The organism is Pigmentiphaga litoralis (genome assembly GCF_014651835.1).
GTDB classification, from domain to species: domain Bacteria; phylum Pseudomonadota; class Gammaproteobacteria; order Burkholderiales; family Burkholderiaceae_B; genus Pigmentiphaga; species Pigmentiphaga litoralis.
On sequence record NZ_BMXQ01000002.1, the window covers coordinates 838,697 to 863,793 of the forward strand.

Genomic DNA, 25,097 nt, shown 5'->3' on the forward strand with positions numbered 1-25,097 from the left:
CAAGTAGCAGGAACTCTCGCGAACAAGTCCTCAGTTTTTGGAATTGCAACGCCGCGGCACCCGTAGAATCGACACTCAAAATCGAAAGTTTGGAACGGCGAATGACCCCGTAAGCCGCGCGAACATGGGCTTAGCGCCCCGGCCTGTCACGCCGGGGGTCACGCTTGCTCATCAATGCATTGGCGCGCTGGATGGCGAGGCTTGACTGCCTCCGCAAAGCGTTCCGCATTTGCCTGTGCTCACTGGTGGCGAACTGTGTTTGAATGCGGAACGAATTAGCTGGAGAGGTCTGGATTCCTGGCTTTGTGTACGGAACTTAAAAGCCCCCAACATCAAAGTCTGCACCGATGCCGTTAAGCTGGGGCGCGGCGAACTTTCGTGATCACGTAGCGTTTCAGGTCGCCACGTGCCGTGAAAAATCGTTGCACATCGAGCAGCAGCTTGCCATCAAAGCCACGACTAGGTTGGTGCATTGACCAAGTGAGTCGAGCTCTCTCTCGTCCAGTTAGACGTGGGTCCAAACTGAACGGGACCGTGCGCTGTTCGTCGTCAGAAAACAATCTGCCGAAACCACTGAGGCGGTTGTATTTTGTGACGTTGCCCAGCAGATCTACTACAAGCTCAGGTGCAGGGGTCACCGTCACGTATGCCATGCTGGCGTCATCCAGCCGCAGTATTTCGCCTACGCGTGGACGTAACACGGATATGGTCATCGGGCGGTCACGATGGATCGGTCGATGCAAGTCGTGCAGTGCAGGTTCAAGTCCCGAAGAAATTTCACCGAGGAAGGGTTCTTGTCGGTCGGTATAGCTGCGCACATAGTGCGTTGCGGGCTGATGTGGTGCCTGGCCCAGTGCAGCCGACCAAGTCCATTTCATAAAGTCGTAGAAAGCCGACGACACTACGCTGAGACCGATCGTAGACGCGACCGGATTTTCCAGTGCGACACTGACAATCTCTGTAAAACTGCCGCGTTGTGGGCCATGTAAATAAATTTCGGCCCCATGAACCCGGTCGGCACGCGTGCGGACGTCTTCTTTGTTGATAAAAGCGTGGGTGGTAATCGCGAGCGCGCGCGATAACCCACGTAGCGATTCGGCAGCATCGTAAATGTTGAGCTTGCCGTCTTCTGCTAATCCACCGTTGTACGAAATCTTAAATTCAAGGGTTGTCGCCACGCACTTGTCTCCTGAAGCCACGGGCGACTTTAAGCGACGTAACCGATTATGACAATCTCGGTGTTTCAGCCCGGCCTACTGAGCCGGGTCTCGAGCATTGCAACAGGTGTCCATTTAACATCCGGCTGCGTTTTCATGTGTCTAAAACAACAAAGCGCTACCTGTAAAATCAAGGGCTTGCGACAGCCGGTACAGTGCAGACAAAAAGACATCGGTAAGTAATAAAGGCTGACAGATCAAGGACTTACGGCGTTTTTAAAGTGTATTGACCGAATACATCATCATCGTCGCGCTCATTTCCGTCGCGGCAATCGCGGTGTACCAGCTGTTCGGGCAGGTCGTGCGGTCGCAGACGGCAGCCATGGTGCGCGAGATCGCGGGCGAGGATGGCTCGACCGAATCCAAGGCGGCACAAACGGCTGCGTCCACTGCCAAGGCCCAGGCGGCCGCGCGCTCGCTCAAGTCGTTCACCGGCAACTCGGCGCTGGCCGGTTCCGGTTCGAAGTAAGCCGCGATCATGCCTGTGTCGTGCGTCCGGAATCCGTTGCCGGTCCGGCAGCCGCGGTGGATAGGGCTTGCGCGGCCCGTCCACTCGCCCATGCAGGGCCAGGCGCTCGTCCTTGCCCTGTTCCTGCTGGCGGCGGGCGCGGCGGGGCTTCTCCAGCTGTTCAACAGCGGGCAGGCCATCCAGGACAAGACCCGGTTGACGCATGCTGTGGATGCGGCCGCCTACAGCGGCGCGCTCGTGCAGGCCAGGGCGCTCAATTTCCTTGGGTATGCCAACCGGGCGCTGGTCGCGCATCAGGTGGCCATGGCGCATCTCGTGACGCTTGCCGCCTGGGCGCAGTTTGGCGATGCGCAGGGCCGGCGCGTGGCGCGCAGCAATCCGCCGGCCAGCTTGATTGCCGGCTTCTTCGGTCCGAGTCAGGGGGCCGCTTACCTGAGCGCGCGCGGACTGGGCGGGCGGATCGGTGCGCAGGCGCAATGGGGCAGCGGCGGCCTTGCGCTGGCGTATGCCGAACACGATCGTGTCGTCCATGACGTGCTGGTGCGCGCCCAGGTCGCGGTGCAGCAGTCGCTGGCCGAGTCGCGACGCGAGGCCATGCGTGCCGTCCTGGCTGCCAACGACCACGAGACGCCTGCCGTACTCGATCCCACCTTGTTGTCCGACACCTTGCCCGGCTACGTGCTGCGCTACGGCGGTCAGGCGCGTGAACGTCTCAAAGCCCTTGTCGAGGCCAGCGTCGAACCCTATGGGTTTCTGGCAGCGCGCAACGACGTCGATCGCAGTCTGCTGCCCATCGACAAACGTTGCCCGCTTGCCCGGCATGAACTGCGTCGGCGCGGGTCGACCGCGTTGCGGGGTCTGGATACCTGGCGCGCCCTGGATACCCATTCCTATCACGCGCTGCGCTCGAACAAGTGGATCGGATGCTACTACCGCGAGTACCCGATGGGCTACGGCATGGTGAGAGGGGTAGATTCGCCCGCCGACGATGACATCGAGTATGTCGATCAGCCGCCCGAAAATTTCAGCGAAGAGTCTTTTTGGCGGTGGGTGCAGCGCATGCGTAGCTGGACCCTGCTCAACGTGCTGACCAACCCGTACGCGAGCTCGCTGGCGGTATCGGGGCAGGCGTCCTGGCCCGGACGAGGACTGCCTTCTTTTGCAGAAATTGCCGGGGCGGGTGTGCCTGGCGAAGCTTCGAGCCTGCGATTTGCAGTGCGGGTGTATCGCCCTGTTGAGGGGGCCCCGCGCCCGGCTGCGACGTCGGCGACGGCTGTGGCTGACGGCGCATCAAGCCTGTCCGGCGCGGGCGCGATGCGAATGGCCTCACCAGCTGCTGGAGGCGTCGTGGCCGCCATTGCGGCCGCCGAGACCTTCTATGAGCGCCCGGCAAGACGGGCAGATGGCCGGCATGAAATGGCGAGTCTCTTCCAGCCTTACTGGCATGCGCGACTGACGCCGGTGCGGGACGACGAACGTATGCGGGCCCGCAGTCTGCAAGGGGGACGGTGATGGTGCCGATACATGGTGCGCAGAAGCGGCTCCTTGTGATCGCGGCGGAATGTGTTGGTCCGGATGGGTCGGCGTCTGCGGTCGGCCCCACGGCCGCCAGTCCATGCAGGAATTTCCGGGTCCGCGTCACGTCGCAGGCCGGGCAAGCCATGGCCGAAGCTGTCGTCGGGGTTCTGGTGCTAGGCGTTCTGCTGCATGTGGTGGCGGCCACGGACCGGGTGCAGGATCTGGCGCTGCGTGCGTCCATGGCGGGCCGATATGCGGCGATGCTGCTGACACGGAACGAGGTAATGGCCGACGGCGATCTGGCTCGCGATGTCCGTGAACGTTTTTTTGCCGGGCCGTGGCACCGTTGGCAGACCCGTCAGGGCGACGCGATGTTGAGCGACGCAACCACATCGGTGCGCGTCACGGTAGGCGAGCGTTCAGTTCATGCTGGGACACAGGTGGGGCAGCATGACCTGCAGGCGACGACGCTGCGGCAGGAAGTCCTGCAGCGTGATCGCGGCATGGACGTCGCGACGGTAGCGGTGATGCCGCGACTGGGCCGCACCAAGGCACCCATGCCCGAGCCCGGATGGAGTCCCGGCCTCAACCTCGGCCTTCACCCCGGCCTCACCCCCTGGGCGTCGATGTCGCTTCGCCTGAACCGGCACACCGCCATCCTGACGGATGCCGGGCACGCGACAAGTGACCGGGGCGTGACTGAACGCCTTCAACGTGCGCCTCAGACCTGGGCGGCATCGGCCGCGCAATCGACGCGCGTCGGCAAAGAGGTCACGCAGCAACTGTCAGGGATCGACCGCCCTTGGGGACGGCCGCTGCCGCAGTTCGATTGGTTGACGCCGTGGGAGACGCTGGTGCCTGCAGATCGACTCAGAAAATGGGAGGACCTGTCATGGGACCGATGACGGCAGGTTCCGCCCGTGGTCATGTCGTTGAGGCGAGCGCCCGCATGTTGTCGGTGCATTCCTCGCGATCGGCAACCGGCATGTCGTTCGCACATTCCTCCCGATCGACGACCAGTGGTCCCGTGGGCACGCGCGCGTGCGTGGTCGTCGGGGCGTTGTGCTGCGCTGCCCTTGCGTCTCCAGCCTCTCGAGCGTCTCCAGCGCCTCCAGTGGGCGAACGAACGTCCGCCGAACCTTCCAGGAACGTCGTCGGCCCGGCGGACACAAGCGATGAGACCTTGCCATTCTCCTTCCCGGCTGGTGACGAAGTGTCCGCGCCGACCCGCTACTGGCGAGACGGGCGCCTGCTGGTGACCCATACCTTCCGATCCCAAAAGGCATTGCCCGTTGTCGCGGCAAGGCTGGCTGCGCAAATGAACGCCTCCCCGACCTTGATGACCGTGCCAGGCGGGCTGTTGATGTCCAGCCTGCACGGCACGATGTGGTGGTCGGTGCATCTTCACGACGCAGGTCAGACCGGCACGTCCGGCACGATCGTGGGAAGCCCGGTGCGGCTCGCCGGCGACGGCATGACACCGGTTGCGCCTGCGTCGCCTGCATTGGCCCGCTGGATACCGCCGGGGGGAATGCGGGTGCTCGATACGCGTGCGGTCCACGGCACACGGTGCCACATCCATCAGGTGCTGACGTTCGCTGCGCCGGCCGCTTCGACGCTCGCCAATTTCGACATCGCGTTGGACCGCGAGGGGTGGGCGCGTCAGCCTGGTTCGACAGCCAACGCCGTCCGGCACTGGCATCGCAAGGGCACGAGTCTGGAGCTGATTGTCGTGGCGCGGGACGGGGGGAGCGGGGCGGTGTTGCACCTGACCGCGCCTTTGCCGCGTGCGTTCTTCGCCGGGTCGTTCTTCGGCCATCCCGCATTCGCGCCTGCCCCTTCATCCGCCAACTTGGAGCCGCCATGCAAGGACCTCTGACCTTCCGGCATCCCGATCACGGCTGCTGCCGCGGTGCAGCCCGCAGTCAGGGCCAGTCCGCCGTCGAGTACCTCGTGATCGTCAGTGTGCTGCTCGGCGGCGTCTGGGGAGCCGGGCTGTTCGGCGAGCAGGGCGGCTTGTTGGCGCTGCTGCTGGACGCACTGCGCGGGTTCCATCACCGATTCACCACCACCTTGTCTCTACCTTTGTGAGTCCGGCATGGCGCGTTTCCGTATCGAAAAGAAGTGGGGCATGCTCGCGGTCGCGTTGACGGCAGGGGCGGTCGCGGCGTGGCTGAGTCAGCGATATGTCCAGGCGCGGATCGAGCAGGTTGAAGCGGGGGCCCGCAAGCCGCAGATCGCCGTCTTGGTCGCTGCCGAAGACTTGCCCGCAGGCGCTCGCCTTACCCACGACAGCATTGCGGTGCGCGACATGCCAGGTGAGTGGACGTCCGACAGCGCCTTGACGCCGGAGCATGCCGAGTCGATCCTGTCGTCGTCCCTGTCGCATCCGGTGCGGCGAGGCGAACCGATTCTCTGGGCGCATGTGGAGGCAGCGCGGGCGCGCAGCCTCGCGGACAAGCTGGTGGCCGGCCGCCGTGCAGTCACGCTGCCGGTCGACGACATGTCGTCCGTGTCCGGCCTGTTGCAGCCCGGTGACCTGATCGACCTGTACGTTTCGTTCGATCACCGCGGCAAGCCGGTCACGGTGCCGCTGCTGCAGGGCATGAAGGTGCTTGCCACGGGCCGGCAGGTCGAAGCGGATACCCCGGGATCGACCTCGGCGTTGACTCCCGACAGCGGCCGGTCATTCTCGACCGTCACGCTGGATGCCTCTCCCGAAGAAGCCGTGAAGCTCATTGCGGCGCGTCAGAACGGCACCGTCACAGCCATGCTGCGGGGCGCCACGGAAAGCAAGGCGCCCGCATCCGCCTACCTGGGGGACCTCGGCAAGTTGCTTGGCCTGCAGGAACCGGCGCCTGAGCGTGCGCCGCCCCGACGCGCGCAGGTCCCGATCATCTACGGCGACCGCACGCCGCGCAGCATTCCGAAGCTGGGCGAGGCGTGGCCCGATCGCGTCCCTGCAACCATCGAAGGCGGACTTGGCATGGGCGATGACGCGGTGTCGGCGCAGGCAGATGCGCCTGACGCAGCAAATCCATGGGCCGCGGCCGGCTACGGTCCGGCCAGGCAAGGGCCGGCGAGCAGAGGGCCGGCACCGGCGCTCGACGCAACGGCGCCTGCGGAGGAATCGGTCACCCGCGCGCCCGGCCAGGCAGCGCGAACCGACGGAGTCCGCCCATGATCCCGCTGCGCGTGCGGTGCGTGCACGGGCTGCAGGCCGCCGTGCTGTCCATGGTTCTGCTCGTGACCGCTACTCATGCCGCTGCGTCAGCATCCGTCCCGGCGGCGCAGGTCGACTCGGAAGACATGGAGCTCTTCGTTGGCGAGACGCTGGTGCTGCCCACACCCGGTGTCGCCCGCATTGCCGTCGGCAATGGCCGCGTCATCCATGCAGCAACCGGCGACGACAAGGAAGTCATCCTGTTCGGCAACGCACCCGGCGAGTCGTCGCTGGTCGTGTGGAATGCCGAAGGCGTTGCGCGGCGCCTGCGCATTTCCGTGGTCGCAACGCAAGCGCGGCGAGTGCAGCAGGAACTGGCCGCCTTTCTTGCGCGGATCCCCAATGCCCGCAGCATGGTGGTCGGCGACAAGGTCATCATCGAAGGCGACGACCTGTCGGATGCGGACCAGGCCAAGATCGCCGTGCTGGCCAAACGTTATCCCCAGATCGTCGACTTTACCGAGCAGGTCGGGTGGGAACGCATGATCATGATGGACGTCAAGGTGGTCGAACTGCCGCGTTCCACCATGGAAGAACTTGGCGTGCGTTGGGATGCGGCGACGACGGGCGGGCTGACGGCCGGCGTCGCCTGGGATACCGCCGTGGGCAGCCGCTTCCGGGCGGCAGCCGAGGCCGCCTCGCCGGGCGAATCGATCCGCCCGGGCGGCAGTGCAATCGCGCGGCCCTTTCCGATCAGCGCGCCGGCGGGGTATCTCGGCGCCAACGCGCTGCTGTCCTCGCGGCTCAATGCCATGGCCAGGAAAGGCGATGCACTGATTTTGGCCGAGCCGCAATTGTCCGCGCGCAGCGGTTCCACGGCGCGCTTTCTGGCCGGTGGCGAAGTCCCGTATTCGACCACGGATCGCAACGGCGCAAGCAACACGGCCTTCAAGCCCTACGGCGTAACGCTGCAGATCACGCCGCGGGTGGACCGGACCGGGACGGTGCGGTCGGTGATCGATGTCGAGGTGAGCACGGTCGACCCCTCCGTGACGGGCACCGGCGGCCCCGCGCTCAAGGTGCGCCGCACGTCCACCGAATTTAACGTGCGCCCCAACGAGACCCTGGTGCTCAGTGGTTTCCTTTCGCTCGAGCAGGCCGAAGAGGTCAGCAGTGTGCCCGGACTGTCGCGCCTGCCGCTGCTCGGCGCCTTGTTCCGGTCGACCCGCAGGCAGCGCGCCGATACGGAACTCGTCATCTTCGTCACACCGCGTGTGGTGACGGCGGCCAATCCGGATCTGCGCGAGCAGGTACGCCGCGCGGATGCCTTGATCGATGACGCCATGCCGTCGCGGCGCTTGCTCATTCCTGTCCACCCGGACGTCTTTTTTACGGAGCCCCAATGATGTTGCAGATCGAGATCCTGGACGAAGACAGCCAGCCGCGCCGCGTCGAAGTGGTCGCACCCGCGCTGGTCGGGCGCAGTGACGCATGCGCCGTCCGCCTGCGCAACTGGCGAGTGGCGCGGGTGCATGCCCGCCTGGTGCAGTACCCGGAAGGTGTCTTTATCGAAGACCTCGGCTCGTTTGGTGGCACGACGGTCAATGGCAAGCGTGTCGTGCAATACGGGCCGTTGGTCAATACGGACGAGGTGTTCATCGGCGCGTCGATGCTCAAGGTCCTCGACGTCGTTCCGATGGCGGCTGCAATGGCCGCCGAGCCGCCTCGGCAAGCCTATGCGCCATCGAGGCCCACGCCGGCAGAACCCGCGCTGCGCCCGCATCCGTCCGAAAGCGAGTGGCGTCGCCGCCTGCATGGCGGGCTGCTCGACGCGCTCGACCTGCGGCGTCGCGACATGGCCGGCATGAGCGATGCGATGCTGCGAACCGAAGCCGACAGCGTCTTGAGCGCGCTCATCGCGGAGTCCGACATCCCCGATGCCCTGGACCGCGATCAGCTGCGGCGTCAGGTGGTGGACGAAGCGCTGGGCCTGGGCCCGCTCGAAAGCCTGCTGGCCGATGCCAGCGTGTCCGAGATCATGGTCAATCGTCATGACGAAATTTGGGTGGAGCAGGGGGGCCAACTCCGCCGCCATCCCAGCGGGTTCAGCAGCGATCAGTCGGTGCTGGGCGTGATCGAACGGATCGTTGCACCGATCGGGCGGCGGATCGATGAAAGCTCGCCGATGGTCGATGCACGCCTGCGCGACGGATCGCGCGTCAACGCCATCATTCCGCCGCTGGCGCTCAAGGGGCCATCGTTGACGATCCGCAAGTTTCCGGCGCGCCGGCTCACCATGCAGGACCTGGTTGCTGGCGAATCGCTGGACCGGTCGATGGCCACCTTCCTGCAGTCGTGCGTGATGCATCGCAAGAACGTCGTGGTGTCCGGCGGCACGGGGTCCGGCAAGACCACGCTGTTGAACATCCTGTCGAACTTCATCCCGGCCGGTGAACGCGTGATCACCATCGAGGATGCCGCCGAGTTGCGCCTCGACCATGAACACCTGGTGTCGCTCGAAGCCCGGCCCGCCAACCTGGAAGGCCGGGGCGCCGTGGCCATCCGGGACCTGGTCCGCAACGCCCTGCGCATGCGGCCGGATCGCATTGTCATCGGTGAATGCCGCGGTTCGGAAGCGCTCGACATGCTGCAGGCCATGAACACCGGGCACGAAGGCTCGTTGACAACGCTGCATGCCAACACACCGCGTGATGCCCTGTCTCGGCTTGAAACGCTGGTGCTGATGGCGGGCATGGACCTGCCGCTGGCCGCCATACGCGAGCAGATCGCGTCGGCCGTGGACGTGATCGTGCAGCAGAGCCGCAGTCCGGCGGGCCGGCGGCGGATCACTGCGATTGTCGAGGTCAGCGGCATGGAAAGCGGCAAGATCCAGCTGCAGGAACTGTTCCGCTTCGAACGCAAGGCGGTGCGCAGCGACGGCATCGAGACCGGCGAGTTTGTCGGCTGCGAGCTGATGCCGACGTTCCATGACGCCTGGCGCAGCGCCGGCATCACGCTCGACGCGTCGTTGTTCTGCGGCCGCACGGCGGTGGGCGAGGACAGGGCCCGATCATGAATGTCGTGTTGATCGCCCTCCTTGTGATGGTGTGCACCGCAATCGCCGCGTGGGGCGTGCAGCTCGCGATTGTCGATGCGCTCAAGCGGTATCGGGCGATGTTCACCGAGACGGCGCGCATCGACATGAGCGAGCTTTTTCTTTTCTTCGACACCGAGCGCTTGTGGGGCGTGAACCTGCTGCTGGCGTGCGTGGCTGCTGCGGTCAGTGGCCTGCTCTTTCAGAGCGTCACAGTCGGCCTCGCGGCGGGGTCGGCGTGGTTATGGGTGCCGCGTCATGCCGTGCGATGGCTGAAGCGTCGCCGCCTGCGGCGTTTCGACAGCCAGTTGCCTGATGCGCTGCTGGCCCTGGCCGGCGCGTTGGGCGCGGGGGCCAGTCTGCAGTCAGGGCTGACGCAGGTGGTGGCCGAGGGCAGGTCGCCGCTCGCCCAGGAGTTCGGGCTGATGCTGCGGGAACAGCGCTTCGGCGTCTCGCTCGATGAGGCCCTGGCCCATCTGGACGACCGAGTGCCGACAGAGGCCGCCCATCTCGTGGTTGCGGCCTTGCGGATCGCGGCCGATACGGGCGGCAATCTGGCGGAGACCTTGTCGCGGATCGCCGGCACTTTGCGCGCGCGGCTGCAGATCGAAGGACGTATCCAGGTGATGACCGCGCAAGGGCGCTTGCAGGCCCGGGTCGTGGGAGGATTGCCTCCGCTGCTGATCCTGGTGCTCTATCAATTGGAGCCCGATGCCATGCGGCAACTGTGGACGACCGCGACCGGCGGCGCGGTCCTGGCAGTGATCGTGATGCTGGAGCTGGCCGGCCTGTGGTTGATACGCCGCATCGTGGGGATCGATGTATGAGCACAGACGCAGGCGTACCGACCGAAGCGCACCGTGGCATGCGCGGCACCCGTCGCCGCCAACCCATGAGCCAAGACGCATGACCACCGCCGACACGACGTGGGAGGCATTTGCTCCCTCAAGCGGCTTCGACCCTGCTGGCTGGGCGGCGGCGTTGGCCGCCGGCGTCAGCGTGACGTTGCTTGTCTGGCTGGCCTATCGTTTCGTGGCCGACACGCCGCCTGCCGGCGCGCAGGGCCGCGACCAGCCGCCTCCGGCGTTTCGCATGACGTGGTGGCTGATTGCGGCGGCCGCGCATTACACCGCGCCGACGCTGTCATGGCGGTATCGGCGCGTGTTGGACAAGCGGCTGATCTCCGCCGGACTGGATCAGGCCCTGGAACCCAGACATATCCTTGCTGCACAGTGGTTGATTGCCATCGCAGTGGCTGCTGTCATGGCCCTGCTGCACGCGCTGACAGCGGGTGCGCCAGGCGTGACCGGCGCGCTGGTGATGGCGGCCGCGGCTGGGCTGGGTTGGACGTGGCCACGGCTGTGGTTGCGCGACTGCATTGCGTCGAGGCAGCGTGCGCTGCTGCGCGCCTTGCCCTTCATGCTGGATATGACGACCCTGTGCGTGGAAGCGGGTCTCAACCTGTCCGGCGCCCTGCAACAGGCAGTGCGCAAAGGCCCGCCGGGTCCGCTGCGCGACGAACTGCAGCGTGTGCTCGGCGACATCCGGACCGGCGTGCCGCGCGCCCAGGCATTGCGGGACTTTGCCACCCGGGTCAATGCGCCGGCCGTGACCGCATTGGTCGGCACGCTGGTCCAGGCCGACACGCTTGGCATGAATTTGGCGCAGATCCTGCGGGCGCAGGCGGATCAACAGCGCAGCGATCGGTTCCTGCGCGCCGAAAGGCTCGCCATGGAAGCGCCGGTCAAGATGCTGTTCCCGCTCATTGCGTTCATCTTCCCCTGCACGTTCGTCGTCATCGCATTTCCGATCGGGGTCAAGCTGCTGGAGCTGTCGCAATGAATCATGGCCTGTCCGAAGACCACGCACCCCCGCAGGATCCGTTGGCGCCACGACCTGCGAACGCCGGGCAACCTGTGCAATGGCGTCACGCCCGCACCTTCCGGGCCCGGTTGATCGGCCTGCTGGGCCAGCCGCCTCTCCAGCCTCACGAAGCGCTGCGAATCACCCCGTGCGCAGCGGTGCATACCTTCGGCATGCGCCAGGCGATCGACGTCGTGTTCGTGGGAAGAGGGGGAATGGTGCTGGCAGTGCTGCCGCAGGTGCCGCCGTGGCGCATCGTCTGGCGGCGTGGTGCCCTGGAGGTGGTGGAGACCGCAGCGGGTTGCGCGCAGGGCTGCGGCTTGCACGCTGGGGCCTGGATATGAGGTTCCGACCACCTTGCGCTGGCTTGTCAGCCCATCACAACAAGCAAGCGCGCCAGACCGCGCGCCTGCCTGCCGATGGCCTTCGATTACTTGCGCGTTTCGTCCAGCACGCGTTGCGCTTCCTCGCGCACGCGGGCCGGGGCGGTGCCGCCGATATGCGAGCGCGATGCCACGGAGCCTTCCAGCGTCAGGACGGCATGGATGTCCTCGTCGATCGACGGATGGAACACACGCAACTCTTCGACCGTCAGGTCCGCCAGGTCGCACTTGCGGTCCACGCAGGCCCGGACGGCCAGGGCAACGGCCTCGTGCGCATCACGGAAGGGCAGCCCCTTCTTGACCAGATAGTCGGCCAGATCGGTTGCCGTCGAAAACCCCTGCAGCGCGGCGGCGCGCATGGCGTCCTTCTGGACCTTGATGCCCGCGGCCATGTCCACAAAGATGCGCAGGGTGTCGCGCACGGTGTCGGCCGTGTCGAACAGGCCTTCCTTGTCTTCCTGGTTGTCCTTGTTGTAGGCCAGGGGCTGGCCTTTCATCAGGGTCAGCAGGGCAACCAGGTTGCCGTTGACCCGGCCGGTCTTGCCACGCGCCAGCTCGGGCACGTCGGGGTTCTTCTTTTGCGGCATGATCGAGCTGCCGGTGCAGAAGCGGTCGGCCAGGTCGATGAAGCCGACGCGCGGGCTCATCCACAGCACCAGTTCTTCGGACAGGCGCGACACGTGCGTCATGATCAGCGCGCCGGCCGCGCAGAATTCGATCGCGAAGTCGCGGTCGGACACGGCGTCCAGCGAGTTGCGGGCGACACCGTCAAAGCCCAGCGTACGGGCGACCCGTTCGCGATCGATCGGGTAGGACGTGCCGGCAAGCGCGGCGGCGCCCAGGGGCAGGCGGTTCACACGCTTGCGGCAATCGATCAGGCGTTCGGCGTCGCGGCCGAACATTTCAGCGTACGCGAGCAGGTGGTGGCCGAACGTGACGGGCTGCGCGACCTGCAGGTGCGTGAAGCCCGGCATGATGGTGTCGGCGTGTTCGAGGGCAATGGTGGCCAGCGCGAAGCGCAACTGGTGCAGCAGGTCGACGAGGGTGTCGATTTCGCCGCGCAGCCAGAGGCGGATGTCGGTGGCGACCTGGTCGTTGCGCGACCGGCCGGTGTGCAGGCGCTTGCCCGCGTCGCCGACCAGTTCGGTCAGGCGGCGTTCGATGTTCAGGTGGACGTCTTCGAGATCGAGCAGCCATTCGAAACGGCCGGCGTCGATTTCCGTCAGGATGGAGGCCATGCCGCCACGGATCGCATCCAGGTCTTCCTGGCTGATCAGCTTGACGGAATGCAGCATCTCGGCGTGGGCCAACGAGCCCTGGATGTCGACATGCGCAAGGCGTTTGTCGAAGTCCACCGACGCGGTGTACCTTTTGACGAGGTCCGACACGGGTTCGGAGAAACGGGCGGACCAGGCTTCGGCTTTTTTGGCGAACTGGTCTTGGGGGCGGGGGTCGGTGGTTTGGGACATGGGGCGGATTATAAAGCGGGTTATGACACTACCTGAGTCGACATTGCGAGTATCGCCGCCGGCGCGGTCGGGCACGAGCGCCCCCAGGTTGTTGATCGTGGACCGCGATCCGGCGGCCCGGCGGCGGCTGCGCACGCAACTGCGCGCACTGCATCGGCGTTTTCCGGTGCAGATCGTAGCCGAAGCCGACGACGGACGCAGCGCGCGGGAAGTGCTGGACACGACGGCGGCGCAGTCCGCGCCGCACATCGTCCTGCTCGATGTCGTGTTGCCCGATGGCAGCGGACTGGCCTTTGCCGAAGAATTCCGCAAGCGCCCGGCGGCGCCCCAGATCATCCTCATCGGTCCGAGCGACGACGCGCTCAACGACGCCGGGATGCTGGATGTGGCCGCCACCCTGCGCCGTCCGGTCCGCGCGGACCAGCTCGAAGGGGCGCTGCGAACGGCCGCTGCGCGCCATGTCGCCATGATTCACGCCGCCGCGCCCGCCGGGATGCACGCCGGCGTGGCCGGCATCGGACATAACGTCGGACATAACGTCGGACCAAACGTTGGACCAAACGTGGGCACTGCCGCCGGACCTGCCGTCAGCCACAGCCACTTTCTTCCCATCGTCCCGCAAAGCGGACGTGACGCCGTTGCCGTCGACGACATCCTTTTCCTGCGAGCCGAACTCAAATACGTCCTCATCCGCACTCGCGATGCCGACTACCTGACCGAACAGCCGCTTACCCGCCTTCTTGGCGATCACCCGGACCGTTTCGTCCAGGCCCATCGCGCGGCGCTCGTCGCACGGCAGGCCATCGCCGGCGCAAGGCGCGTGGCCGCAGGCGAACGCGACCCGGCGGCCGACGCCTACTGGGAACTCCTGTTGCACGGGACGGCCGAACGGATTCCCGTGTCGCGGCGGCGCTGGCGCGAGATCCGGCCGCTCGTTGCCGGATTGTCCCTGGATCTACAATAGGGTTGCCTGGCGCCCCGCACAGAGCACTCGCACGGCATACCCATCCCCCGGAGGACCCTTGGCGGATATCAAGATTGAGGTCGTGGATTCCTTCGAAGGGGTGGATCCCGTGGCATGGGACGCTCTGACGCAGGGCAATCCCTTCGTCAGCCACGCCTTCCTGCACGCCATGCATACCACCCACTGCGCGGTGCGGCGGACGGGCTGGCAGCCGCAGTACCTGCTGCTGCGCGACGGCAATGGGGAAGGAAACGGGCTGGCGGGCGCCATGCCGCTGTACCTCAAGGGCCATTCGCGGGGCGAGTACGTGTTCGACCACGCCTGGGCCGAAGCCTTCGAGCGGCATGGCATCGATTACTACCCCAAGCTGTTGTCGGCCGTGCCGTTTACCCCGGTTCGCGGGCCGCGCCTCATGGCCCGCGACGCTGCCAGCCGCGAAGCCCTGGCCCATGGCGCGATCACCCTGACCCAGAAATACGGCATTTCGTCGCTGCATGTGCTCTTCCCGGACGCCGACGACGTGATCGCCTTGCGCGCCGCCGGCTATCTGCTGCGTGAAGGCATCCAGTTCCACTGGCACAACGCCAGCTATGACAGCTTCGACACCTTCCTGGCCGGAATGAATCACGACAAGCGCAAGAAGATCCGCCAGGATCGCCGCCGCGTGACCGATGCCGGCGTGACCTTCCGCCACGTGCAGGGGTCGGCGATCACCCAGGCGGACCTGGACTTCTTCTACCGCTGCTACGCCAGCACGTATGAAAACCACTGGTCGTCGCCCTACCTGAACCCCGAATTTTTCCGGACCCTGCTGACGCAGATGCCGGACGCGGTGCTGCTGATCCTGGCCGAGCGGGATGGCGTGCCGATCGCCTCGGCGCTGAACATCCTGGGCGACGGCGTGCTGTATGGCCGCTACTGGGGCAGCACCGAGTTCGTATCGGGCCTGCACTTCGAGACCTGTTATCTGCAGGCGATCGAATTCTGCATCAGGCACGGTGTGCAGACCTTTGAAGGCGGCGCGCAGGGCGAGCACAAGATGTCGCGGGGCCTGTTGCCGACGCCGACCTGGTCCGGCCACTGGATCGCGGACGAACGCTTTGCCGAGGCCATCGCCGACTTTCTGGAACGCGAAACGAAGGGCATGGGGCGGTACCTGGACGAACTGGAGTCCCACACCCCCTTCAAGGCCTCGGCCGCCTAGGGCGCGTGCGATAATCGGCGGCGTCAACCACGGTCGGATCTCAGGGCGATGACAGTCAAAGTCGCGATTGCACAAATCAACTGCACGGTCGGCGATTTCGTCGGCAATATCGCTCGCATTGTCGCGATGGCCGAGCGCGCGCACGCCCACGGCGCCGACATCCTGGTCACACCCGAATTGTCATTGTGTGGGTATCCGCCCGAAGATCTGCTGCTGCGCCCCGAATTCCTCAAGCGCTCGCACGATTTTCTGGGCCAGCTGCGTCAGCAACTGGCCACGTTGACCGGCCTGCACGTCATTGTCGGCCACCCCGAATGCGAAGACGGCAAGGTCTACAACTCGGCCAGCGTGCTGATCGATGGCCACTGCATGGGCGCTTACCGCAAGCACGAACTGCCCAATTACAAGGTGTTCGACGAGCAGCGCTACTTTTCGCCCGGCGTCCAGCCTTTCGCGTTCGACGTGAAAGGCATCCGCTTCGGCATCAACATCTGCGAGGACACCTGGTTCTCGCGGGCGCCCGAAGCCGCCGCCGACCTGGGCGCCGACGTCCTGCTGGTGCCCAATGCGTCCCCCTTCCATCTGACCAAACACATGACCCGCGTCGAAACGATGCGGGAACATGTGTCCGAAACCGGCTTGTCGCTGGTGTACGCCAATCTCGTGGGCGGGCAGGATGAGCTGGTGTTCGACGGCGCGTCCTTCGTGCTCGACACACAGGGCGCCGTGGCCGCGCAGCTTGTGGCCTTCGAAGAAGTCCTGGAAATCGTCGAATTCAACGGCGCCGAACCGGTGCGCCAGCCCTATCCCGAACCCTTGAGCGAAGAAGCGCTGGTCTATGGCGCGCTGGTGCTGGGCGTGCGCGACTACCTGAGCAAGAACGGCTTTCCCGGCGCGCTGATCGGTCTGTCGGGCGGGATCGACTCGGCGCTGGTGCTGGCCGTGGCCGTCGACGCGCTGGGCGCCGACAAGGTCCGCGCGGTCATGATGCCGTCGCGATACACGGCCGACATCTCCTGGACCGACGCCCGCGACATGGCCGAACGCCTGGGCGTGCGCTATGACGAGCACCCCATCGCGCCAATGGTCGACGCCTTCGAGCAGAGGCTGGCCGGCGAATTCGAAGGCCGCGCGGCCGACGCCACCGAAGAGAACATCCAGGCACGCGTGCGGGGCACGCTGCTGATGGCGTTGTCCAACAAGTTCGGGTCGATTGTGCTCACGACAGGCAACAAGTCTGAACTGGCCACGGGGTACTGCACGTTGTACGGTGACATGGCGGGCGGCTTCGCCGTCATCAAGGACATCGCGAAAACGCTGGTGTATCGCCTGTGCCGCTGGCGTAATACGGTATCGGACGTCATTCCCGACCGCATCATCACCCGTCCGCCGTCGGCCGAGCTGCGCCCTGACCAGACCGACCAGGACAGCCTGCCGCCCTACGACGTGCTGGACGCGATCATGCAGATGTATATGGAAGAGAACCGGTCTGGCGCCGAGATCGTGCGCGCCGGCTACGCCATCGCCGACGTCCAGCGGGTCACGCGCCTCATCCGCATCAACGAATACAAGCGCCGCCAGTCACCGGTCGGCATCCGTGTCACGCACCGGGCCTTCGGGCGCGACTGGCGCTATCCGATCACCAATCGATTCAACGAAGTGTTTGAGTAACCCAGGGGTTCTGCCATGAAACAAGTCACCGCCATCATCAAGCCGTTCAAACTCGACGAGGTCCGTGAAGCGCTTGCCCAGGTGGGCGTCAATGGCCTGACGGTGACCGAAGTCAAAGGCTTCGGTCGCCAGAAAGGGCACACCGAGCTGTATCGCGGCGCCGAATACGTCGTCGACTTCCTGCCCAAGATCCGCGTCGAACTCGTCATTGCCGACGAACTCGTCGACCAGGCCGTCGATGCCATCATCCGCATCGCGCGCACCGGCAAGATCGGCGACGGCAAGATCTTCGTCAGCCCGGTCGAGCAGGTCATCCGCATCCGCACCGGCGAAACGGGCGAAGCGGCAGTCTGATCGCCGTGACCTGTCGTTCCTTGCGGTGAGCAGCAAGCGGTAGGCGGCAGGCCGGCCATGCCGGCCATGCTGGCTTGCCTGCGGGCGCACGCCGCACGCCCTCTTTCGACATGGACACCGCATGAAGATCCTGGATAGCGCGGCCACGATTGGCCGCCTGCCATTCCCCGCACTCATTGCCGCGCTGGACGACATGTTCCGCGCGGACGTCACCGTTCCGCGCCGCCATTTCCACATCCTGTCCGACACGCCGCCCGATGCGGGCAGCCTGCTGATCATGCCCGCCTGGCAGCCGGGCAGGTACCTGGGCATCAAGCATGTCACGATCTTTCCGGGCAATGGCGAACGGGGGCTGCAGGGCCTGCATTCCACGTACACCCTGTTTGATGCGCGCACGGGCGTGCCGGTCGCGTTGATTGATGGTGACGCGATCACGGTGCGGCGCACGGCCGCGGCGTCGGCGCTGGCCGCGCGGTCGCTGGCGCGGGCGGATGCGCGCAGGCTGCTGATCGTGGGCGCCGGGAAGGTGGCCGCGGCGCTCGCGCCGGCCTATGCGGCGGTCCGGGACATTGCAGAGATTGACGTCTGGAATGTCCGGGCGGACAAGGCCGAGGCGCTGGCGGCGCGTTTGCGCGCTGACGGGTTCAGGGCGACGGCCATCGATGATCTGGAAGCTGGCGTGCGGCGCGCCGACATCGTCACCTGCGCGACCTTGTCGCAAGCGCCGCTGGTGCGTGGCGCCTGGCTGAATCCGGGCGTGCATGTCGACCTGATCGGCGGCTTCACGCCGCAGATGCGCGAGAGCGATGACGCGACCTTTGCCGATACGTCGGTGTTCGTGGACACGCGCGAAGCGCTGGACAAGGCAGGCGACGTGCTATCGCCGATCGCGGCGGGCGTGTTCGCGCCCGAAGGCGTGCGTGCAACGCTGGAGGACCTGTGCCGCGGGAAGCATCCTGGCCGCGAGCGCGATGATGAGATCACGGTGTACAAGGCGGTCGGCACGGCGCTGGAGGATCTGGCGGCGGCGATCCTGGTGTTTGAAGCGGGCACCGCTTTGTCGTAATCCGTGGTCGACCCATGCGGATGGCGAGCCGCCTTGCCGCTGTGGCCGGGCCTGGCTGCCGCGTCATCGAATCGGATGGCCTTTAACGCGAAGCCGCCAAGACGTCAGAGTTGCAGCCGCGCTGGCGCCAGATCCAGATGGGTGGAGTTCTTGACCTCTTCCATGACCGCGTAGCTGCGGGTTTCACGCACGCCGGGCAGTTGCCACAGGACGCGGCCCGCAAAGTCCCGATAGCCGTCCATGTCGGCATGCCGGGTCTTGAGCAGGTAGTCGAACCCGCCGGCCACCATGTGGCATTCCATGATTTCGGTGCGCACCTGCACGGCGGCCTTGAATTCGTCGAACACGTTGGGCGTCGTGCGATCCAGCAGCACTTCCACGAACACCAGCAGGCCGGCGCGCAACTTGCGGGGATTGAGCCGCGCTTCGTATCCCAGGATCAGGTTGTCCTTGGTCAGCCGCTGCACCCGCGCCAGCACGGCGGTAGGGGACAGGTGCACCGCTTCGGCCAGCCGGGTGTTGGCAATGCGGCCGTCCTGCTGCAGCAGGGCCAGGATCTGCAGGTCGGTTTTGTCGAGGTCTTGGCTGTCGGGCGGCATGATTTTTTCGCTAGTTTGACGTCAAAATATAGCAAATAACTCAGCAGCACAGCCGGCATCATTGTCGAAAGTCCACGACCCACCTTGATCGGAACATCCGATGTCCGCCACCCCGCTTGCCCCAGTCACCGCCACTACCCACCCAGGCATCGATGCCGCCGATGCTGCGCATGCCAGCGAGTCCAACGCCGCCCCTGACATGGCTGCACCTGCCATCGCCGCCCTCGCTGCGGACAGCGACCCGCTCGATACCGCCGACAGCAACGCGATCACGCCCTTGCCGCGCCGATCTGCGCTGCGCCAGGCCATCACCCGTGCGTGGCGCCTGAGCGAACCCGAGGCCGTGCCGCCGTTGCTGGCGGCTGCCCGCGTCAGCCCGGCGTCTGCCGAACGCATCTCGACCCTGGCGCGCCGCATTGCCCAAGGTCTGCGGGATCAGCCCGCCGCGCCGGGCAAATCGGGGCTGGTGCAGGGGCTGCTGCAGGAATTTTCCCTGTCATCGCAGGAAGGCGTGGCCCTGATGTGCCTGGCCGAGGCGCTGCTGCGCATTCCCGACAGCGCCACGCGCGATGCGTTGATCCGCGACAAGATTCGCGGCGGCAACTGGAAAGACCATGTCGGGCAGAGCCCGTCGGTGTTCGTGAACGCTGCCGCCTGGGGCCTGATGCTGACCGGCAAATTGGTGGCCACCCACAGCGAAGCCGGGATGGGATCCACGCTGACCAACGTCATGCGCAAGGGCGGCGAGCCCTTGATCCGCAAGGGCGTGGACGTGGCCATGCGCCTGATGGGCGAGCAGTTCGTCACTGGCGAGACCATTGCCGAGGCATTGCGCAACGCCCGCCACCGCGAAGCCGCCGGCTACCGGTATTCGTACGACATGCTGGGCGAGGCGGCCCTGACGGCGTCCGACGCGGCCCGGTACTTTGCGGACTATGCGCAGGCCATCCACGCCATCGGCAAGGCATCGGCCGGGCGCGGCATTCAGGACGGCCCGGGCATCTCGATCAAGCTGTCGGCCCTGCATCCGCGCTACAGCCGCGCGCAGATCGACCGCGTGCACCACGAACTCTATCCTTCGGTGCTGCAACTGGCCGAGCTGGCCTGCCAGTACGGCATCGGCCTGAATATCGATGCCGAAGAGTCCGACCGGCTGGAACTGTCGCTGGACCTGCTGGAACGGCTGTGCGCCGAGCCGTCCTTGCGCGGCTGGGACGGCATCGGCTTCGTGATCCAGGCCTACCAGAAGCGATGCCCGGCAGTGGTGGATTATCTGATTGACCTGGCACGGCGCAGCAGTCGACGGCTCATGGTCCGGCTGGTCAAGGGCGCGTATTGGGATAGCGAGATCAAGCGCGCGCAGATCGACGGGCTAGATGACTATCCCGTCTACACCCGCAAGCCCTACACGGACCTGTCGTACATCACCTGCGCGCGCAAGCTGCTGGCCGCGCCGGATCAGATCTATCCGCAATTCGCGACGCACAACGCACATACCCTCGCCTCCATTCATGAACTGGCAGATCCTGCAGCGTGGAAGCCCGGTCAATACGAGTTCCAGTGCCTGCACGGCATGGGCGAGTCCCTGTACGACCAGGTGGTCGGCACAGGACCGGATACCCTGGGCCGGCCTTGCCGCATCTACGCCCCGGTCGGCACGCACGAAACGCTGCTGGCCTATCTGGTGCGCCGCCTGCTCGAAAACGGCGCCAACTCCTCATTCGTGAACCAGGTGGCCGACCCGTCCATCCCGCTGGACGCGCTGGTGCAGGATCCGGTCGTGCAGGTGGACGCGATGACGGCAGCCGAGGGCTCGCCCGGCCTGCCGCATCCGGCCATTCCGCTGCCCGCGCACCTGTACGGGCATGCCCGCGCCAATTCGCGTGGCATCGATCTCGCCAGCGATGACACACTGGCGCACCTGGATGCCACGTTGCGTCGGCACGCTGCCGAGCCGCTCAGCGCCGCGCCCCTGTTGGCGTTTGAAGACAGGCAACACGGTGCAACGCCTTCGCGGCATGCCGCGAGTGAAAACCGCCCAGGTAACTTCAACGGCGCACGTGCCATACCGGTTGACGGCAAGCGCGGCGCCGAGACGGACTTGCGCGATACACCCATGGACGTCATCAACCCGGCCAACCACGCAGACATCGTCGGCCAGGTCCGCCACGCCACGCCCGCCGACGTCGAAGCCGCATTGGCTGCCGCTGCCGACTTCGCGCCGACCTGGGCCAAGGTGCCGCCCTTCGAACGCGCCTTCGCCCTGGACCGAGCCGCTGACGGCTTGCAGTCCGACACCGAGCGCCTGGTCGGCATGCTTGTCCGCGAAGCCGGAAAGACCTACGCTGCCGCCGTGGCGGAAGTGCGAGAAGCCGTCGACTTCTTGCGGTACTACGCCTGGCAGGTCAGCACCACGTTCGACAATGCCACGCATCGGCCCCTGGGGCCGGTGGTCTGCATCAGCCCCTGGAACTTCCCCCTGGCGATCTTTACAGGGCAGATCGCGGCGGCGCTGGCTGCCGGCAATACCGTGCTGGCCAAACCCGCCGAGCAGACCTCGCTGATCGCAGCCGAAGCCGTCCGCCTGCTGTGGAAAGCCGGCGTTCCCCGCGCCGCGCTGCAGATGCTGCCAGGGTCGGGCCAGGCGCTTGGCCCCTTGATGGTGGACGATTCCCGGGTGCAAGGTGTCATGTTTACCGGGTCGACCGCGGTGGCCCGGCAACTGCAGCGCAGTCTGGCGCAACGTGTCGGCGCGGGCGGCCGGCCCATCCCGCTGGTGGCGGAAACCGGTGGCCAGAATGCAATGATTGTCGATTCGTCCGCGCTGGCCGAACAGGCCGTGCAGGACATCGTGCAGTCGGCCTTCGACAGCGCCGGACAGCGCTGCTCGGCACTGCGCGTGCTGTATGTGCAGCACGACATTGCGGACCGCCTGATCGACATGCTCATGGGGGCGATGCAGGAACTGCGCCTTGGCCAACCCGCCAGCTTGCACACCGATGTCGGCCCCGTGATCGACGCCCGCGCCCGCGACACGATCCACCGGCACATCGAAGCCATGCGCGCCAAAGGATACGAGGTCGTGCAGGCGGCCTGGGGCGACCCCACCGCAAGAAAAGTCGCGATGGACCAGGGCACGTTCATTCCGCCCACGCTGATCGCGTTGCCGTCGCTGCGCGAGCTGAAGCAAGAGGTATTCGGACCTGTGCTGCACGTGATCCGCTATCGGCGCGCCGAGCTGGACGCAGTGCTGCAGGACATCGCCGCCACGGGCTACGGACTGACCATGGGCCTGCACACCCGCATCGATGAAACGATCGCGCAGGTCGCGCGGCAAGCGCATGTCGGCAACCTTTATGTCAACCGCAACATGGTCGGCGCTGTCGTGGGCGTCCAGCCGTTCGGCGGGGAAGGGCTGTCCGGCACGGGACCCAAGGCAGGCGGTCCGCTGTATCTGCTGCGCCTGCTGTCGGACCGGCCCGACAACGCGATCGACTTGGCATTGCAGGGGCTGATTCGCGAAGACTCGCCCAACGCCATACACCACGACGTCGGTGATGCCGGCCCGGCCGCCGTCCTTGCCCAATGGTGCGCCCAGCAAGGCCTTGGCACGCCCACACCAGCTGCTCTGCCCACTGGCGCGACCTTCGTGCTGGCCGGCCCGACCGGCGAACGCAATACCTATCGCCTTGTCCCGCGCGACGCCGTGCTGTGCACCGCAGCCGACCCCCGCGCGTTGCTTGCCCTGACCGCGTCCGTGCTGGCGGCCGGATCCCGGGCCGTCTGGGACGCAAGCAGCCCGAACGCAGCCAGCCTGCACCTGCGTCTGCCGCCAGCAGTACGTGCTCACATCGTTCTGGAAAGGGAGGGGGGCCACACACCGATCGCATCGGCCGTGCATCAAGGAAGCGACGCGTCGCTGCTGACCCTGATGGCCAGGGGCAGCACGCGACGGCGCCATCGTCCCGGTCTACGCGATCACGGACGACGCACCGTCGGTGCCGCTGGAATCCTTGGTCATGGAGCGCGCCGTCAGCACCAACACGGCGGCAGCGGGCGGCAATGCCAGCTTGATGACGATGACTTGAGAAACTGCGTGGGGCGAGGCCCTGCGCGCGTCATAGCTGGACGTTTGCCGAACGCTTCAGACCGGGAGTGTCACCTGAAGCCGGTCACATCCGGACCGTCGCTTTCGGATCAAAAGTGCTCAGGATGCCCTGGCAACACGCGCCAAAGGAAAAGCGCAGCCATCACACCCGCGCGCCCTTCAACAGCACCAGCACCACGCCCGCCCCACCGTCATTGGGCGGCGCTTCGACAAAGGCCAGCACCTCTTCCTTCTGCACCAGCCAGCGCCGCACTTTTTCTTTCAGCACCGGGGTCCGGTTGACGGACCCCAAACCCTTGCCGTGGATCACGCGCACGCAGCGAAATTCCATCTTCACGCAGCCGCGCAGGAATTCGGCCAGCGCTTCGCGCGCCTCGTCCACCCGGTACCCATGCAGGTCCAGTTGGGACTGGATCGTCCACTGCCCGCGGCGCAGCTTGCGCACCACGTCGTGGCCCAGCCCCTGCCGCCGATACGACAGCGTCTCGTCGGTCTCGATCAGCCAGTCCGCCCCGTACTCGTCGGAAATGGACTCTTTCAGCACCTGCTTGTCGTCTTCCCAGCGCTTGAACGGAAAGGGCGGGGGGGCCGCCACGGGCTTTTCCACCCGCGGCGCCAGCTTCAGCGGCTTGACCGCGCCAACCAGGCTGCGAAACTCGGCCGCGGCCTTGCGGGCTTCCTCGGCCGCGCGCGCCGCTTCGCGGGCGCGGGCTTCTTCCACGCGCCGCTGTTCCTCAAGTTCCTGTTTCAGGGACTTGAGGTCGGCCAGGCTTTTGCGCCCAGGTTTCGCGGTCATGGTCGACTCCGGGTTCAGGGCAGAAAAACGCGGCTTAGACGGCCTCGCCGTCCAGCCAGCGCTGTGCGTCCAGCGCGGCCATGCAGCCCGTGCCGGCACTGGTGATCGCCTGGCGGTAGATGTTGTCCTGCACATCGCCCGCGGCAAACACGCCGGGAACGGACGTCATCGTCGCCAATCCGTGCAGACCACTGCGCGTGATGATGTAACCGTCCTTCATTTCCAGCTGGCCTTCAAAGATGCTGGTGTTCGGGTGGTGGCCGATCGCGATGAAGACGCCGGTCAGCGCCAGGTCTTCGGTCGTGTCCGTCTGGTTGTTGCGGATGCGCGCGCCGGTCACGCCGCTGTCGTCGCCCAGCACTTCGTCCAGCTCGCTGTGCAGTTTGAAGATGATCTTGCCTTCGGCCGCCTTCTCGTTCAGACGGTCGATCAGGATGGGTTCAGCGCGGAACTTGTCGCGGCGATGCACCAGGGTCACGGTGCGGCAGATGTTGGCCAGATACAGCGCTTCTTCGACCGCGGTGTTGCCGCCGCCGATCACCGCCACGTCCTGCTGCTTGTAGAAGAATCCGTCGCAGGTGGCGCAACCCGACACGCCGCGCCCCTTGAAGGCCTCTTCCGAAGGCAGGCCCAGGTACTTGGCCGATGCGCCGGTCGCGATGATGAGCGCGTCGGTTGTGTAGGTGCCCGAGTCGCCCACCAGGGTGAAGGGACGGGCATCCAGCTTTACCGTATGGATGTGGTCGAACACCATTTCGGTCTTGAACCGCTCGGCATGCTCAAGGAAGCGCTGCATCAGTTCAGGACCCTGCACGCCGTTGACGTCGGCCGGCCAGTTGTCCACCTCGGTGGTGGTCATCAGTTGGCCGCCTTGCTCCATCCCGGTGACCAGCACCGGCGACAGATTGGCGCGCGCCGCGTAGACGGCCGCGGTGTAACCGGCGGGGCCCGACCCGAGGATAAGGACTTTAGCGTGTTTGGTTTCGTTCATAGTTGACGTCTTTTTCCTGTCTGTTCCGTTCAAATTGGACCACGAACCGAACATTCAAGGCATTGCAATCGAAAGATCGATTATAAGTAGCGGTTTGTTGCACTGTGCTTGAGTTTATCTATCACGACGATAGCGCCCGCGCCGCTGGGCATGCGGCGTCGCACATAT

Annotated in this window: 21 protein-coding genes and 1 pseudogene; 17 read left to right on the top strand and 5 right to left on the bottom strand. The window is 65.8% G+C overall.

What is annotated here, in order from left to right; genetic code table 11:
* Positions 1-353: 353 nt before the first annotated feature.
* Positions 354-1,178 (bottom strand): DUF7946 domain-containing protein, encoded by an 825-nt coding sequence (locus IE116_RS22385; protein ID WP_189615535.1) that lies wholly within the window; start codon positions 1,176-1,178, stop codon positions 354-356.
* Between the two features lie 265 nt (positions 1,179-1,443).
* Here IE116_RS22385 and IE116_RS22390 point away from each other — a divergent pair, with 265 nt between their 5' ends.
* The 11 genes from IE116_RS22390 (at position 1,444) to IE116_RS22440 (ending at position 11,668) form a co-directional block, all read left to right on the top strand.
* Complete coding sequence (locus IE116_RS22390) at positions 1,444-1,686, top strand: hypothetical protein (protein WP_189615537.1); 243 nt, start codon at positions 1,444-1,446, stop codon at positions 1,684-1,686.
* 9 nt (positions 1,687-1,695) lie between these two features.
* Positions 1,696-3,198: a hypothetical protein gene (locus tag IE116_RS22395; RefSeq protein ID WP_229828717.1), complete on the top strand. Its 1,503-nt coding sequence runs from the start codon at positions 1,696-1,698 to the stop codon at positions 3,196-3,198.
* Between the two features lie 149 nt (positions 3,199-3,347).
* On the top strand, positions 3,348-4,109 hold the full coding sequence (locus IE116_RS22400) for a hypothetical protein (RefSeq protein ID WP_189615539.1): 762 nt from the start codon (positions 3,348-3,350) through the stop codon (positions 4,107-4,109).
* 308 nt (positions 4,110-4,417) lie between these two features.
* Positions 4,418-5,083 (top strand): hypothetical protein, encoded by a 666-nt coding sequence (locus IE116_RS22405; protein WP_189615541.1) that lies wholly within the window; start codon positions 4,418-4,420, stop codon positions 5,081-5,083.
* On the top strand, positions 5,068-5,295 hold the full coding sequence (locus IE116_RS22410; RefSeq protein ID WP_189615543.1) for a hypothetical protein: 228 nt from the start codon (positions 5,068-5,070) through the stop codon (positions 5,293-5,295). Before IE116_RS22405 ends, IE116_RS22410 begins: the two co-directional genes overlap by 16 nt.
* Before the next feature lie 7 nt (positions 5,296-5,302).
* Positions 5,303-6,388 carry a Flp pilus assembly protein CpaB gene (cpaB, locus tag IE116_RS22415; RefSeq protein WP_189615545.1) on the top strand — a complete coding sequence of 362 codons (1,086 nt, stop codon included), beginning with the start codon at positions 5,303-5,305 and terminating at the stop codon, positions 6,386-6,388.
* A complete protein-coding gene (locus IE116_RS22420; protein ID WP_189615547.1) occupies positions 6,385-7,773 on the top strand; it encodes a type II and III secretion system protein family protein in 1,389 nt (462 codons plus the stop codon). The genes cpaB and IE116_RS22420 overlap by 4 nt, the downstream gene beginning before the upstream one ends.
* The gene (locus tag IE116_RS22425) at positions 7,773-9,443 is read left to right on the top strand and encodes a TadA family conjugal transfer-associated ATPase (RefSeq protein WP_189615888.1); all 1,671 of its coding nucleotides are present in this window, start codon (positions 7,773-7,775) and stop codon (positions 9,441-9,443) included. The genes IE116_RS22420 and IE116_RS22425 overlap by 1 nt, the downstream gene beginning before the upstream one ends.
* Positions 9,440-10,288, top strand: a complete 849-nt coding sequence (locus IE116_RS22430) for a type II secretion system F family protein (RefSeq protein WP_229828720.1) — start codon at positions 9,440-9,442, stop codon at positions 10,286-10,288. Before IE116_RS22425 ends, IE116_RS22430 begins: the two co-directional genes overlap by 4 nt.
* A gap of 79 nt (positions 10,289-10,367) precedes the next feature.
* The gene (locus IE116_RS22435) at positions 10,368-11,303 is read left to right on the top strand and encodes a type II secretion system F family protein (RefSeq protein ID WP_189615549.1); all 936 of its coding nucleotides are present in this window, start codon (positions 10,368-10,370) and stop codon (positions 11,301-11,303) included.
* Positions 11,300-11,668, top strand: a complete 369-nt coding sequence (locus IE116_RS22440) for a DUF192 domain-containing protein (RefSeq protein ID WP_189615551.1) — start codon at positions 11,300-11,302, stop codon at positions 11,666-11,668. Before IE116_RS22435 ends, IE116_RS22440 begins: the two co-directional genes overlap by 4 nt.
* A gap of 86 nt (positions 11,669-11,754) precedes the next feature.
* On the opposite strand, the gene argH is transcribed toward IE116_RS22440, so the two are convergent.
* Entirely contained in the window at positions 11,755-13,176 is a 1,422-nt protein-coding gene (gene argH / locus IE116_RS22445) for an argininosuccinate lyase (protein WP_189615553.1), read from the bottom strand.
* A 22-nt stretch (positions 13,177-13,198) separates the two neighbouring features.
* On the opposite strand from argH, the gene IE116_RS22450 reads away from it, so the two are divergent.
* From IE116_RS22450 to lhpI, 5 genes are all read left to right on the top strand, one after another.
* On the top strand, positions 13,199-14,140 hold the full coding sequence (locus IE116_RS22450; RefSeq protein WP_189615555.1) for a LytR/AlgR family response regulator transcription factor: 942 nt from the start codon (positions 13,199-13,201) through the stop codon (positions 14,138-14,140).
* Positions 14,141-14,198: 58 nt separating this feature from the next.
* Positions 14,199-15,344, top strand: coding sequence for a GNAT family N-acetyltransferase (locus tag IE116_RS22455; RefSeq protein ID WP_189615557.1), 1,146 nt, complete (start codon positions 14,199-14,201; stop codon positions 15,342-15,344).
* Between the two features lie 48 nt (positions 15,345-15,392).
* Positions 15,393-17,015: an NAD+ synthase gene (locus IE116_RS22460; RefSeq protein WP_189615559.1), complete on the top strand. Its 1,623-nt coding sequence runs from the start codon at positions 15,393-15,395 to the stop codon at positions 17,013-17,015.
* Between the two features lie 15 nt (positions 17,016-17,030).
* Complete coding sequence (locus IE116_RS22465; RefSeq protein WP_179589587.1) at positions 17,031-17,369, top strand: P-II family nitrogen regulator; 339 nt, start codon at positions 17,031-17,033, stop codon at positions 17,367-17,369.
* Between the two features lie 121 nt (positions 17,370-17,490).
* Positions 17,491-18,435, top strand: a complete 945-nt coding sequence (gene lhpI / locus IE116_RS22470; RefSeq protein WP_189615561.1) for a bifunctional Delta(1)-pyrroline-2-carboxylate/Delta(1)-piperideine-2-carboxylate reductase — start codon at positions 17,491-17,493, stop codon at positions 18,433-18,435.
* 104 nt (positions 18,436-18,539) lie between these two features.
* Here the strand turns inward: lhpI and IE116_RS22475 are convergent, their stop codons facing one another.
* On the bottom strand, positions 18,540-19,034 hold the full coding sequence (locus IE116_RS22475; protein ID WP_189615563.1) for an Lrp/AsnC ligand binding domain-containing protein: 495 nt from the start codon (positions 19,032-19,034) through the stop codon (positions 18,540-18,542).
* A gap of 100 nt (positions 19,035-19,134) precedes the next feature.
* On the opposite strand from IE116_RS22475, the gene putA reads away from it, so the two are divergent.
* Positions 19,135-23,424 carry a trifunctional transcriptional regulator/proline dehydrogenase/L-glutamate gamma-semialdehyde dehydrogenase gene (putA, locus tag IE116_RS22480; protein WP_373303083.1) on the top strand — a complete coding sequence of 1,430 codons (4,290 nt, stop codon included), beginning with the start codon at positions 19,135-19,137 and terminating at the stop codon, positions 23,422-23,424.
* On the opposite strand, the pseudogene IE116_RS22485 reads toward putA, so the two are convergent.
* Positions 23,360-24,073 (bottom strand): annotated as a pseudogene (locus IE116_RS22485) (Smr/MutS family protein); the annotation flags it as partial. The gene putA and the pseudogene IE116_RS22485 overlap by 65 nt on opposite strands.
* Positions 23,973-24,929 carry a thioredoxin-disulfide reductase gene (gene trxB / locus IE116_RS22490; RefSeq protein WP_189615567.1) on the bottom strand — a complete coding sequence of 319 codons (957 nt, stop codon included), beginning with the start codon at positions 24,927-24,929 and terminating at the stop codon, positions 23,973-23,975. The pseudogene IE116_RS22485 and the gene trxB, both read right to left, overlap by 101 nt.
* Between the last annotated feature and the right edge of the window lie 168 nt (positions 24,930-25,097).

Coding starts and splice junctions, on each gene's coding strand:
- cpaB (WP_189615545.1), top strand. CDS start 5,303: ATGGCGCGTTTCCGTATCGAAAAGAAGTGGGGCATGCTCGCGGTCGCG.
- IE116_RS22395 (WP_229828717.1), top strand. CDS start 1,696: ATGCCTGTGTCGTGCGTCCGGAATCCGTTGCCGGTCCGGCAGCCGCGG.
- IE116_RS22425 (WP_189615888.1), top strand. CDS start 7,773: ATGTTGCAGATCGAGATCCTGGACGAAGACAGCCAGCCGCGCCGCGTC.
- argH (WP_189615553.1), bottom strand. CDS start 13,176: ATGTCCCAAACCACCGACCCCCGCCCCCAAGACCAGTTCGCCAAAAAA.
- IE116_RS22430 (WP_229828720.1), top strand. CDS start 9,440: ATGAATGTCGTGTTGATCGCCCTCCTTGTGATGGTGTGCACCGCAATC.
- IE116_RS22400 (WP_189615539.1), top strand. CDS start 3,348: ATGGCCGAAGCTGTCGTCGGGGTTCTGGTGCTAGGCGTTCTGCTGCAT.
- IE116_RS22420 (WP_189615547.1), top strand. CDS start 6,385: ATGATCCCGCTGCGCGTGCGGTGCGTGCACGGGCTGCAGGCCGCCGTG.
- IE116_RS22410 (WP_189615543.1), top strand. CDS start 5,068: ATGCAAGGACCTCTGACCTTCCGGCATCCCGATCACGGCTGCTGCCGC.
- trxB (WP_189615567.1), bottom strand. CDS start 24,929: ATGAACGAAACCAAACACGCTAAAGTCCTTATCCTCGGGTCGGGCCCC.
- IE116_RS22475 (WP_189615563.1), bottom strand. CDS start 19,034: ATGCCGCCCGACAGCCAAGACCTCGACAAAACCGACCTGCAGATCCTG.
- putA (WP_373303083.1), top strand. CDS start 19,135: ATGTCCGCCACCCCGCTTGCCCCAGTCACCGCCACTACCCACCCAGGC.
- lhpI (WP_189615561.1), top strand. CDS start 17,491: ATGAAGATCCTGGATAGCGCGGCCACGATTGGCCGCCTGCCATTCCCC.
- IE116_RS22460 (WP_189615559.1), top strand. CDS start 15,393: ATGACAGTCAAAGTCGCGATTGCACAAATCAACTGCACGGTCGGCGAT.
- IE116_RS22465 (WP_179589587.1), top strand. CDS start 17,031: ATGAAACAAGTCACCGCCATCATCAAGCCGTTCAAACTCGACGAGGTC.
- IE116_RS22440 (WP_189615551.1), top strand. CDS start 11,300: ATGAATCATGGCCTGTCCGAAGACCACGCACCCCCGCAGGATCCGTTG.
- IE116_RS22435 (WP_189615549.1), top strand. CDS start 10,368: ATGACCACCGCCGACACGACGTGGGAGGCATTTGCTCCCTCAAGCGGC.
- IE116_RS22450 (WP_189615555.1), top strand. CDS start 13,199: ATGACACTACCTGAGTCGACATTGCGAGTATCGCCGCCGGCGCGGTCG.